Source organism: Polyangium spumosum (genome assembly GCF_009649845.1).
Lineage (GTDB): Bacteria > Myxococcota_A > Polyangia > Polyangiales > Polyangiaceae > Polyangium > Polyangium spumosum.
Genome location: NZ_WJIE01000017.1, coordinates 130,912 through 143,679, shown reverse-complemented (window position 1 = coordinate 143,679; position 12,768 = coordinate 130,912). Strand labels below are relative to the sequence as shown.

Sequence of the window (12,768 nt, the reverse complement as noted above, 5' to 3'; positions counted from 1 at the left end):
TCTTCAGGGAGCTTGTCGAGATCCACCGAGGCGCTTCGATGCGCCTCGGTCGAGGGAGGTTGCTCGAGCGAGCGGACGGAAGCGAGGAAAGGTTGTCGCCAGGCCCGGGCCCGGGTAAAGGCGGACGTCGTGATCAAGGCGTCCCACGATCCGCGTCTGCGCGCTCGTATCCGCTCGTCGAGGCCGCTCCACGGCCTCCGGGCGGGCTCGGCGCTGGTTTGGCACGACCAACGATTGCTGGTGATCCAGGACGACGCGTTCTCCGTCGCGTGGGTCGATCCGGATTCGGGGGCGATGGAGCGCGTGACGCTCGCGGGCGGCGGCGAGGCCCTGCCCAAAGCGCAAAAACCAGATTTCGAGGCGGCGTTCGTCGGGCCGGGGCGCGCCGTGACGATCCTCGGGTCGGGCTCGGCGGAGACGCGGAGGTACAAGGCTTCGCTCGACCTCGACGCGGGCCGCGTGCACGTCGCGGACCTCGGCGCGCTCTTCGACGCGGTCGAGGCGAGGCTCGGGATCCGGCCGAACATCGAGGGCGCGGTGCTTTCCGGCGAGGTCTTGCGGCTCTTTCATCGCGGCGCGGGGGCCGGGGCGAGCGCGGTCGTGAACGTCGCGAAAAACGCGCTCGAGGGGCGCGGCGTGGAGCTCTTCGGGCAGGTGGTGTACGACCTCGGATTCGCGGGCGGCGTGCCGCTGCATTTCACGGACGCGACGGCGTTCGGGGGACGGACGCTTTACCTCGCGGTCGCGGAGGGCACGCCGAACGCGATCGACGACGGGCCGGTCGTGGGCGCCGCCGTGGGGTTTTTCGCCGGGGATCAGGCGAGGTATGCGCTCCTGGAGGAGCCGTCGGGGGAAGGCTCGTGCCGGAAGGTGGAGGGGATCACGCTCGATCCGGCGCGAAAGACGATATGGGCGGTGACCGATCCCGACGACCCCGAGCGGCCCGCGGAGCTCTGCGAGATCGGGCTGGAAGGGTTTTTCTGAGGTTCACCACTGACGAAGGCCGCCTCCGCGAGGAGACGACCGGGACGAGCTCTCGCCCTGCCCGCCCGCTGCACCGCCAAATTTCGCGCGGAACACCCCACAGCGCCGCGAAAGGACGTCGCTTTTTTGGAGCGCCCGCGCGGCCGGTGCAACATCACGGGCGCCCCATGTGGAGCTCGCTCGTCCGAACGGTCGTCCTCGCCTGCCTCCTCGCCCCCAGCGCCGGCTGTTCGCGCGAGGGCGTGGAGCTCGATACGTCGTTCCTGTCGCCGCCGAGCTCGACGGCGGAGGCACGCGTGCCGCTCGCCCTCGACTGCGACGATCTGCCCCCGCTCTCGCCCGAGGAAGCCGCTCGGCCACCGCTGTCCCCGCCGCGCCTGGAGAGGTCGACGCGGGGCGGAAAGGAGCCAGCCTGGAGCGCGTTGCCCGACGTGACGCTCGCCGATGCCGTCGCGGACAAGGTCGACGAGATCGACGAGGCGTACTTCCGGAGGACGGGCAAACACCTCACGGTGACGAGCGGGACGCGGGACGCGGCGAGGCAGGCGAAGGCCATGTACAAGATGCTGCGCCTCGGCGGCGATCCGATGCGGCTCTACCGGAACAAGGAGGCCGCGCGGGAGATCAAGCAGGCCTACGAGAGAGCGCGCGCGAAAGGCAAGGCGCCGGACGACGTGGTCGAGGCGATGTACGACGTGCTGCGGGCGCAGATCACGCGGGGCGTGTACATCTCGGCGCACCTGCGCGCCGGGGCGGTGGACGTGCGGAGCCGCGATATGTCGTCGAGGGACAAGAAGGCATTCGTCGCGGCCGTGAACGAGGCGAAAGGCGTGACGCTGCTCGAGGAGTCGGCGCCGCCGCATTGGCATTTGCAGGTCGATTGAGGAGGCCCTCGCGGGCATACCGAGCGGACGACCCCGGCCGCCGATGATACGCCTGCGGCCCGCTCGGGATCCATGGTAGGATCCGCAGCGGGGATGGAGAGCCGCACGCACACGGAGTCATGCGCGGGAGACACGCCGCCCGTGTCGGAGCGGCCCGCGCCCGCGCCGCCCGCGCCGCCCGCGAGCGCCCCCCCGCCGCTCGACGGCTTCATCAAGCATTACGAGATCGTACGCACGCTCGGCGTCGGTGGAATGGGGAGCGTGCTCCTCGCGCGGGACACGAAGCTCGGTCGGCTGGTCGCCATCAAGCTGCTCCACGACGACGGGCACGCGGGGGCGCGTCTCCTCGACGAGGCCCAGTTCACGGCTCGCGCGAGGCACGAGAACATCGTCGTGATCTACGAGATCGGCGCGGTCGACGGGCGCCCCTACATGGTCCTCGAATACCTCGAGGGACGCACGCTGCGCCGCGTGATCTCCTCGAGCCCAGGGGGCGAGGGCCGCGCGCTGCCGCGGGGGCTCACGCTCGATATCATGGCGTCCGTCGTCCGCGCGCTCGCCGCGGCCCACAAGAGCGGGATCGTCCACCGGGACCTCAAGCCGGAGAACATCATGCTGCTCGACGCCGGGCAGGTGAAGGTCCTCGATTTCGGCATCGCGAGGCCCGCAGGGGCCGATGAGCGGCGGCGGCGCGAAGGGACACGCGCCTACATGTCGCCAGAGCAATGGCGCGGCGACGAGATCGACGCGCGCAGCGATCTCTGGGCCGCGGGCGTCATCCTGTACGAGCTGCTCGCCGGCGCGCACCCGCTCGCGCCGCTCACGGCGGGTCGGCTCGCGCAGGTCACCGATCGGGAGACGCCGATGCCGCGCCTCGCCGACGCTCGGCCGGAGCTCGCGGGGCTCTCGAAGATCGTCGAGCGTTGCCTGCGCAAAAAAAAGGAGGAGCGGTTCGCCTCGGCGGACGAGCTCCTCGCGGCCCTCGAGCCATGGATCACGCGCTCCCGAGCCCCGTCGATCGCCGAAGGGGTTTGTCCCTTCGCGGGGCTCGCCGCATTCCAGGAGTCGGACGCGGACCACTTCTTCGGCCGCGAGCGCGACGTCGTCGCCGTCCTGGGAACGCTCGGTCGTCAGGCGCTCGTCGCCGTGGCCGGGCCCTCGGGCGCAGGGAAATCGTCGTTCGTGCGCGCCGGCGTGATCCCCGCGCTCCGGCGCAGCGGCGAGGACTGGGATGTCCTCTGGGTTCGTCCGGGCCGCGCGCCCCTCGCGGCGCTGCGCGAGGCCCTCGCGCCCGAGGCCGTCGACGGAGATCTCGGTGAAAAGCCGGCCCTCTTCGGGGCGCTGCTCCGCGCGTGGTGCCGCGCCAAGGGCTCGTCCTCGCGCCTCCTCGTATTCGTCGATCAACTGGAGGAGCTCCATACCCTGGCCCCGGACGCGGCCGAGCGAGCCGCCTTCCTCGCCTGCCTGCTCGGCGCAGCGGACGACGCTTCGTCGCCGTTGCGCGTCGTCGTCTGTGTCCGCTCGGATTACCTCGATCGTATCGCCGAGGATCGCCCTTTCATGGCGCAGGTCGGCGCCGGGCTCTTCTTCTTGCCGCCCGTGGGCGAAGAGGGCCTGCGCGAGGCATTGACGCAGCCGGTGATGGCCGCGGGATATCGATTCGAGAGCGAGGTGATGATCGCCGACATGCTGGAGGAGCTGTCCCGCGCGAAGAGCCCGCTCCCGCTCCTGCAATTCTCGGCCACGGCGCTCTGGGAGGCGCGCGACAGGCAGCAAAAAATGCTCACGCGCGTGGCCTACGAGAGGATGGGCGGCGTCGGCGGCGCCCTCGCCAGACACGCCGACGAGGTCGTCTCGGGGCTTTCGGCGCCCGACCAGAGGCTTTGCCGCGCCATCGCCCTGCGCCTCGTCACGCCGGAGCGAACACGCGCGATCACGACCCTCCGCGAGCTCGTGGCGCTCGGCGAGGAGCCCGCCGCGGTGGAGGCGATCGTGTCGCGCCTCGTGGCCGCGAGGCTCTTGCTCGTGGATACGGACGCCGAGCAGGGGAGCGCGAAGGTCGAGCTCGTGCACGAGGCGCTGATCGAGCGCTGGCCGACGCTCTCGCGCTGGCTCGACGAGAATGCGGGAGACGCGCGTCTCCTCTCGCGCCTGCGCGCCGTCGCCTCGCAATGGCACGCCGACGGCGAGCCCACGGGGATGCTCTGGCGTGATCGCGCGGCGGAGGAGGCGCGCGCCTTTCTGGAGCGGCACCGGCGCGCCCCGGCCGAGGCGCCCGGCGCGCGGATCGGGCCGCTCGAGGAGCGGTATCTGCGCGCGGTGATCAGCCTCGCCGACCAGGACCGGCGGAGGCGGAATCGGACGCTCGCGGGCGCGTTCGCGCTCGTCTGCGCCGTCGCGGGCGTGGTGCTCGTCCTCGGGCTCGACGCGCGGACGCAGGCGCGGAGGGCGGACGAGGAGGCGGCGCGGGTCCGCGAGCAAAACGCCGAGCTCGCCCTCCAGGCGCTCCGGGGTCGCAATGCGACGCGTATCCTGGCCGCGAGAAAACGCGAGGACGATCCCACCGTCGCGCTCGCGCTCCTGCGGGAAATCGAGCCCCCCGACCTGCCCCGAGAGTGGCCCGAGCTCGTGAGCGCCGCGCTCTCGACCGGCGTCGCGCGCGACGTGTGGCGAACCTCGCCCACCCGCGTCGCGTATGCGGCCGTCACGAGCCCCGACGGCACGCGTATCGCCGTGGCGATGGATGACCACACCACCCGGATCCTGGGCGACGATCTCGTGGAGCGCGCTCTCTTGCGCGGGCACGAGAAGCTCGTCTGGTCCGTCGATTGGAGCCCGGACGGCGCGCGGGTCGTCACGGCGTCGTTCGACGGCACCGCGCGGATATGGTTCGCCGACGGGTCCGGGGAGCCGCTCGTCCTGCGCGGGCACGGGGACATGGTGAACACCGCGCGGATGAGCCCGGATGGTCGGCGCGTCGTGACGGCGTCCGACGACAGGACGTCACGGGTATGGAGCGCGGACGACGGGCGAGAGCTGCTCGTATTGCGGCACGAGACGGAGGTGCAGTCCGCCGCGTGGAGCCCGGACGGCGAGCGAATCGTCACGGCCTCCCTGGACGGGGTGGCGCGCGTATGGAACACGAATGGCAAAGGCGAGCCGACGCTCCTCCGCGGGCATTCGGACATGGTCGTCGCGGCGAGCTTTCACCCGGATGGTACGCGTATCGCGACGGCGGGCCGGGATCGGACGGTGCGCGTGTGGAGCGCGCAGGGCGCCGAGCTCCTCGTCTTGCGTGGCCACGAGGAGAAGGTCTTGAGCGTCGCCTGGAGCCCCGACGGCGCGCGCCTCGCCTCGGCGTCCAAGGACAAGACGGCGCGTGTCTGGCGCGCCGACGGCCGGGGCAGCCCGATTGTCCTGCGCGGCCACGGGCACTGGGTGTATACCGCGACCTTCAGCCCGGACGGGGAGCGAATCGTCACGACCTCGCTCGACGGCACGCAGCGCCGCTTTCACCTGGGTGACATCGTCGCGCCGACGTTGCTCCGGGGTCACGAGGACACGATTCGCGGGCTGGTCTTCAGCCCGGATGGGAAGCGCATCGCCACGGCCTCGTTTGATGGGACCACGCGGATATGGAACGCGGACGGCGCCGGCGAGAGCGAGGTCTTGCGCGGCCATTCCAGCGAGGTCCGTTTCGTCCGGTGGAGCCCCGACGGCGCGCGCCTCGCCACGGCGTCCGAAGACAAGACCGCGCGGGTATGGACCGTGGACGGCTCCGCCGCGCCCATCGTCCTCCGCGCTCCGGGCGGCGCGTTTCAGATGCTCGACTGGAGCCCCGACGGGGAGCGCCTCGTCACGGCGTCCCTCGACGGCACGATAGGATTGTGGAGCAAGCGCGGCGTCGAGCTCGGGAGCGTGACGAAACGGACGCGCGACGAGTTCAAGTGGATTCGCGCCTTCTTCGATCCGTCGGGGAAGCGCGTCCTCGTCATGGATACCACCGACAGCACGGTCTGGCTCTGGGACGTCGACGAGCGCGGAGAGCTCTCCCCGCTCGGCCACCACGAGAGCACCGTACGATTCGCGAAATGGAGCCCGGACGGCTCGCGGGTCCTCACGATATCGAACGAGGGCGTCGCTCGGATCTGGGATACCCGCGGGGAAGCGCCGCCCGTCGAGATCCGAGGGCCCAAGGCCATCTTCAATGGGTTCTTCGGGCCGGACGGGCGTCGCCTGATCCTCGCCTTCGCGGACGGCACCCTGCGGCCGTGGAGCGGCGATGGCCTCGGCGCGCCGATCGCCGCGGGCGCGCCGGAGGAAGGGGGCATCAACGGCAGCTTCAGCGTGGATGGCAGCCGGGTCCTGACGTCGGCGCTCGACGGGAAGGTGCGCGTGCGGAACGTTGACGGATCCGGGGCGCCCTTCGTGCTCGAGAGCGCCACGCTCGCCCTGAGCAATGCGACCTGGAGCCCCGGCGGCGATCGTATCGCGGTCCATTACGAGGACAAGTTTGCCTGGGTATGGCCCGACGTGCGCCCCTTCTCCGGCCCCGACGACGCGCGGCTCTGGACCGCCACGTCGTATTGCACCCCGCCCGCGCTCCGCGTCGAGCTCCTCGGCGTCACGGAGGCCGAGGCGCGCGAGGGGGAGGAGGCGTGCCGTCGCCGCGTCGCGATCACGTCGACGAGCGACACCACGCGGCGGGGGAGTCGCGCTATCATCGCGCCACCATGAACCAGCCGGTCACCATGACCGAGGAGCTACCCGAGCACGAGCTGAGCGCGCGCTCTCACCGGCTCCCCTTTCTCTTCGTCGTGATGCATTGTGACAACCCGTCCCTCGGCGGGGCGCGATACTGTCTTTCCGGGGTCGACGGGATCACGATCGGGCGCGGACCTTCGCGCGAGGTGTCACGCGTCGACGAGGGGGGCGCGCGGACGCTCGTGCTGCGCCTCCCCTCGCCGAGCGTCTCGAAGGCGCACGCGCGCCTCGTTCGCAAGGGCGCCGCGTGGTTCCTCGAGGACCTCGGCTCCAAGAATGGCTCGTGCGTGAACGGGGAGCGTGTCTCTCGCGCGCCCATTCAGGACGGGGACCTCATCGAGGTAGGCTCGGTCGTGCTGCGTCATCGCGCCGCCTTGCCTGTGTCCGGCGACGAGGCGCTCGATCTCGACAGCGCGTCTCGCGCCCCGGAGGTGACGGGGTACATGAGCCTCGATCCTGCCATTGCCACGGACCTCGCGGCGCTCGCTCGTGTCGCGCGTTTGCCGATCACGACCCTGCTCCTCGGCGAGACGGGCACGGGCAAGGAGGTCCTCGCCAAAGGAATGCACGCGCTCTCGGGCCGGCGAGGTCCGTTCGTCGCGGTCAATTGTGGCGCATTGCCCTCGTCGCTCCTGGAGAGCCAGCTCTTCGGCCACGTCCGGGGCTCGTTCACCGGCGCGCAGCGGGACGAGCCGGGTTATATCCGCAGCGCGGAGGGGGGGACCTTGTTCCTCGACGAGATCGGCGACATGCCATTACACGCGCAGGCGGCGCTCCTGCGCGTCCTCCAGGAGCGCGAGGTCGTGCCCGTGGGCGGCGCGCGCCCGACACGCGTGGACGTGCGCGTCATCGCGGCGACGAACCAGCCGCTCGATACGCTCTGCCTCGAGGGCGAGTTCCGGACGGACCTCCTGGCGCGCCTCTCGGGGTATCAGCATACGCTGCCGCCGCTCCGCGAGCGCATCGAGGACCTCGGGCTCTTGATCGGCGACCTCCTGCGGCGTTCGAATATCCCTGGCGCTCCCTCGGCCCGATTGAGCGTCCGTGTGGCTCGGCGGTTGCTCTCGCATACGTGGCCGCTCAACATCCGGGAGCTCGAGAACGTGCTCACGGTCGCCGTGGCGCTCGCCGAAGGGGGCGTGGTGGAGCTGTCGAACCTGCCGGAGAGCGTCACGACGGCGCCGGTGCAGCTCGCGCCGAGCGGCGGCCTGTCCTCGAGCCCCGGCGAGCTCCGCGAGCAGCTCGTATCGCTGCTCCAGAAGCACCAGGGCAACGTGAGCTCGGTGGCGCGCGTCACGGGGAAGTCACGGATGCAGATTCACCGGTGGATGCAGAAATTCGGTATCCATCCGGACGATTTCCGCGGGTGAGGGGAGCGCGCGGCGGCGCCGGCTGTACCTGAGACAGCCATGTGACGTCACTGGTACACCCGACGGCCGCCACGAAGCGAACGAGGAGCCGCTGTTTCCTCGTGGGTTTGCTTCGATCCCGGCGTGGTATGCGGCTTGCGATTGTCGAATCGCATGAGCGTTCGACGAGCATCCGCAATCTTCCTCACGGGCCTCTTCCTTCTCACGGCTTGCAGTGACGGCGGCAACCAGAACCCGCCTCCGACCGGCGGCGGCGGCAGCGGCGGCAGCGGCGGCAGCGGCGGCAGCGGCGGCGGGCCGGGCATTCAGATCGAGAAACCAGAAAATGCCATCGAGGGTCAATACATCTTCGCGCTCGACGGCGCGGCGGTGACGCCGGACATGGTCCAGACGGTGGCCGAGGCGCTCGCCGCCGCGCAGGGTGGCAAGCTGCTCGAGACCTACAATGGCGTCATGACGGGCTTCATGGCGAACGGCCTCGACGACGAGAAGGCCCTCGCCATCGCGAAGGATCCGCGCGTCAAGGGGATCATGCAGGACTGCGTGTACGAGCTCAGCGAGGTGCAGGGTGATGCCCCGTGGGGCCTCGACCGCATCGACCAGACGACGCCCACGCTCGACAAGAACTTCATCTACAATGCAGGCAACGGCGCGGGCGTCTACGTCTACGTCATCGACACGGGCATTCGCAGGACACACGAGGAGTTCGGGGACCGCGCGATCTTCGGCATGTCTTCGGTCGCGGACGGGTTCGAGGAGACGGATTGCCAGGGGCACGGCACGCATGTCGCCGGCATCGTCGCGGGCAAGACGTACGGGGTCGCCAAGGGCGCGAACGTGGTCTCGGTGCGCACCTTCGGCTGCAGTGGCTCGAGCAGCGCCGGTTACGTGATGAAGGGCATCGACGCGATCACGGCGGGGGGCAAGAAGCCCGCGGTGGTGAACATGAGCCTCGCCGGCCCTGCGAACAGCATGGTGGACGACGCGATCCGATTCTCGATGAAGCAGGGATTCGTGTACGTGGTCGCGGCGGGCAACTCCAACAAGGACGCTTGCCTGCTCAGCCCGGCGCGGATCCCCGAGGTGATCACGGTCGGCGCCACGGACGACACGGATAGCCGCGCGCCCTTCTCGAACTGGGGCTCGTGCGTGGACATCTTCGCGCCCGGCGTCGACATCGACTCCGCCTCGAAGACGTCGGATACGACCGTCGCTACCGGCAGCGGCACCTCCCAGGCGGCGCCCTTCGTCGCGGGCGTGGTGGCCCTTTACATGGCGCAGAACCCCGCGGCCACGCAGGCCGAGGTGAACGCGGCGCTGCTCGGCGGCGCGACGACGGATCTGGTGAAGGATCCCATGGGCTCGACGAACAAGCTGCTTTATTCGCGCTTCATGGAGCCGAAGACCGGGTTTCAGGATACGAAGATCTGGGCCAACCATGCGGTGGGCAACCCTCCCGATTGGCTCTGGCAGAGCATCCGTTACGCGGACGCGAATGGCGATGGCCTCGACGACCTTTGCATGCTCATCGGCGCTGACATCGACTGCCTGACGAGCGACGGATCGGGCAGCTTCCTGGAACAGGTGGCCGTCAGCGTGCCATTCCCGGACCAATACTGGGCCGTCCCCAACGTCGTGGCGACGATACGGCACCCGGACCTCAACGGGGACAAGAGGGCCGACGTCTGCTGGCGCAGCCCGAGCGGCATCTTGTGCGGCCTGTCCGTCGGCGCGGCGTTCGACCTGAAGCAATGGGACACCTATTACGCCGACTCCAGCGTCTGGGACGACGCTCCGGCGTACTGGGGCACGATCCAGTACCCCGATCTGAACGGCGACGGCATGGCCGACGTCTGCGGTCGCGCGGCGAACGGAATCGTCTGCGAGCTGTCGACGGGTACGTCCTTCGGGGCGCCGGTGACATGGGATACGTTCTTCTCCGATCCCAATGGCTTCGCCGTGGCCGACAATCTCTGGGGGACCATTCGCTTCCCGGACGTGAACGGCGACGGGAGGGCCGACGTTTGCGGCCGTCACCCGGCAGGCATTCATTGCGCTCTGTCGAACGGCACGGGGTTCGTCGACATGAAGCTGTGGGAGGGCTACTTCACGAACGACGGGCCCTGGGATGACAGCCCCGCCTACTGGCAGACCATTCAATACGCCGACATCAACGGCGACAAGAAGATGGACGTCTGCGGTCGCGCGGTGAACGGAATCGTCTGCGAGCTGTCGACGGGAACCTCGTTCGGACCACCGGAGACGTGGGAGCCGAACTTCTCCGACGCGGCCGGCTGGGCGGGCGTGCCTTCGCACTGGGGGACGATCAGCTTCGCCGACCTGAACGGCGACGGGAAGGCTGACGTCTGTGGGCGCGCGACCGCGGGCGTCGTCTGTGGATTGTCGACGGGCACGTCCTTCGCCCCCGCGACGATGTGGGAGCCGAGCTTCAGCGACGCGAGCGGCTGGGCGGGCATGGCCTCGCACTACGGGACGATCCGCTACCCGGATCTGAACGGCGACGGCAAGGCGGACCTCTGCGGACGCAGCGTCTCCGGCATCGCCTGCGGGACGGCGCCCTGAGCCAGCGAGCGCCCCTCCCCGGGCGCTCGTTTCCCCCTGCCTGAAGGCTCAGCCGATCCCGGCCGCCCATTCCGCGATTTCTCGCCAGATCGAACCCGATCGCGCATCCGTCACGAGCCCCATGTGATCCGGCGCCCGCCCTCCGTGCTCGGCGTTCGTCACGATCCGCAGCCTCTTCTGCGGGCTGCCGATCCGCGCGAAGAAACACGCGACGGATTCCGGGTGCGCGAGCAGCTTGTCGCCCTCGCTCGCCACCGCGAAGACCGGGAGGGTGACGCGCGTGAGCGCCTCGGCGTAATCGTACCGATCGTCGACGCTCCCGTACCGATCCGAGGACCACACCTTCCAGAACTGGCGGATGTACGGGAGCGCCACGGCGTCCGAGCCCAGGCCGAGTGGTTTGGGGTCAAAGTATCCAACGGCCTCTGCCACGCCGAGCCAGGTCCGGAGCGTGGCCGCCTTCGCCGCGCGGCGCGTCAGGCTCGGTTCGTCCGAAGGGAACCAGAAATTCCCCGCGATCGAGGCGACCGCGTCGGGCGCCCTGTCCGGAAAAACGCCCGCCGAGGCCAGCGCCGCGTGCGCGCCGAGGCTGTGACCGACGACGATCACCCGTTTGCCCGGGAACAGAGAACGGGCGAGCGCGACCGCCGTCGGGACGTCGTGGAGCACGCAATCGTCGTACGTGTACCGCGCGCCGTCCCGCGCCGACGGGCCGCTCTCGCCGTGGCCGCGCAGATCGAGCGAGACCACCGAGAGCCCGGCCCGCGCGAGCGCCGCGCCGAGGCCCGCGCCGCGTGGTTTGTCCATGCTCCTGCGGCTGGCCATCATCGCGTGCAGCAAGAGCGCCACCACAGGCCGAGGGCCTTCGGCGAGCACCTCGCCGCGCAAGAGCCAGCCGTCGTCGGTCCGAGCTGTGACGGGCCCGATTGCGATCATGGTCACAAGGCTACCACGCGCCGAAACGTCCGCTACAGTTGCGCGCCATGCTGGACGAACCGCCCATCGCCCTGTTCGCCGCGCAGCCCGGCGTCACGCCGGGGTGGGTGATCCGCAACCTCCCGACCTGGGCCTACACGAAGTCGGTCTACGGCGTGGCCGCCTGGCAGTGGGTCGCGTTGCCGGTCGCGTTCGGGTTGTCGATGCTGACCGGGGCGCTGCTCTCTGCGATCTTCGTGCGCCTCGCCTCGCCGATCGCGCGGCGCACGGCGACGACCTGGGACGACGAGCTGCTCGTCGCGCTGCGTGGCCCCGCGACGCTTTTCCTCGGGACGACGGCGTTCTGGTCGGTCGAGCCGGCGATCGCGCTCCGCCGCGCGGCGAGCGAGGTGGTCGGCCGCGGCGTCGACGCGTTGCTCGTCATGAGCCTCCTGTGGGGGCTCTTTGGCCTGCTCGACGTGCTCGCCGATCGCGTGGGCCGGCGCATCGCGAAGGCGGGCGACGCGAAGGATCGTGGCGGAGCGCTGTCGCTCGTCGCGATCACCACGAAGGCGGCGAAGGTCCTGCTCGTGATCTTCGGGTTCATCGTGGTGCTCGGTCAGCTCGGGCTGAAGGTCTCGGGCATCATCGCGGGCCTCGGGATCGGCGGCATCGCGGTCGCGCTCGCGAGCCAGAAGACGCTCGAGAACCTCTTCGGCTCGTTCACGATCGGCGTGGACCGGCCGCTGCACATCGGAGATTTCGTCAAGGTCGACGACCTCGTGGGCACGGTGGAGCAGGTGGGCCTGCGCTCGACGCGCTTCCGCACGCTCGACCGGACGCTCGTGACCATGCCGAACGGGCGGCTCTCGGAGATGCGGATCGAGAACTACAGCGTCCGCGACAGGCTGCGGCTCTACCAGAAGTTCGGCCTCGCGTATTCGACGAGCCCCGCGGTGGTGCGGCAGATCGTCGAGGAGATGCGGGGCTTCCTCGCCGAGCGGCCCTCCATCTACCCCGACGCGATCCACGTGAACTTCGTTGGCCTCGGCGACTCGACGCTGACGATCGAGGTGATGGCGTGGGTCGAGACGCGCGAGTGGACGGAGTTCCTCACGTGGCGGGAGGAGACGCTGCTCGGGTTGATGGAGATCGTCGAGAAAAACGGCGCTTCCTTCGCGTTTCCGACGCAGACGATCCACGTGTCGTCCCATCCGTCCCCCGTGCAGCCGGGCGCGGTCGGAGCGCCACGGCGGTCGTGAGGCTTT

At 69.9% G+C, this 12,768-nt stretch carries 7 protein-coding genes; 6 read left to right on the top strand and 1 reads right to left on the bottom strand.

Annotation, left to right across the window (positions count from 1 at the left end; translation table 11 throughout):
- Nucleotides 1-129 precede the first annotated feature (129 nt).
- The 5 genes from GF068_RS47250 to GF068_RS36855 all read left to right on the top strand — a co-directional run bounded on the left by GF068_RS47250 (nt 130) and on the right by GF068_RS36855 (nt 10,585).
- On the top strand, nt 130-984 hold the full coding sequence (locus GF068_RS47250; protein WP_338046728.1) for a DUF6929 family protein: 855 nt from the start codon (nt 130-132) through the stop codon (nt 982-984).
- Between the two features lie 167 nt (nt 985-1,151).
- Nucleotides 1,152-1,868 carry a hypothetical protein gene (locus GF068_RS36870; RefSeq protein WP_153824238.1) on the top strand — a complete coding sequence of 239 codons (717 nt, stop codon included), beginning with the start codon at nt 1,152-1,154 and terminating at the stop codon, nt 1,866-1,868.
- Nucleotides 1,869-1,961: 93 nt separating this feature from the next.
- The gene (locus tag GF068_RS36865; protein ID WP_170319891.1) at nt 1,962-6,605 is read left to right on the top strand and encodes an nSTAND1 domain-containing NTPase; all 4,644 of its coding nucleotides are present in this window, start codon (nt 1,962-1,964) and stop codon (nt 6,603-6,605) included.
- Entirely contained in the window at nt 6,602-8,002 is a 1,401-nt protein-coding gene (locus GF068_RS36860; protein ID WP_170319890.1) for a sigma 54-interacting transcriptional regulator, read from the top strand. Before GF068_RS36865 ends, GF068_RS36860 begins: the two co-directional genes overlap by 4 nt.
- A 153-nt stretch (nt 8,003-8,155) precedes the next feature.
- A complete protein-coding gene (locus GF068_RS36855; RefSeq protein ID WP_153824235.1) occupies nt 8,156-10,585 on the top strand; it encodes a S8 family serine peptidase in 2,430 nt (809 codons plus the stop codon).
- A 48-nt stretch (nt 10,586-10,633) separates the two neighbouring features.
- Here the strand turns inward: GF068_RS36855 and GF068_RS36850 are convergent, their stop codons facing one another.
- Complete coding sequence (locus GF068_RS36850; protein WP_153824234.1) at nt 10,634-11,521, bottom strand: alpha/beta fold hydrolase; 888 nt, start codon at nt 11,519-11,521, stop codon at nt 10,634-10,636.
- Nucleotides 11,522-11,568: 47 nt separating this feature from the next.
- Here GF068_RS36850 and GF068_RS36845 point away from each other — a divergent pair, with 47 nt between their 5' ends.
- Nucleotides 11,569-12,762 (top strand): mechanosensitive ion channel family protein, encoded by a 1,194-nt coding sequence (locus GF068_RS36845; protein WP_153824233.1) that lies wholly within the window; start codon nt 11,569-11,571, stop codon nt 12,760-12,762.
- Nucleotides 12,763-12,768 lie beyond the last annotated feature (6 nt).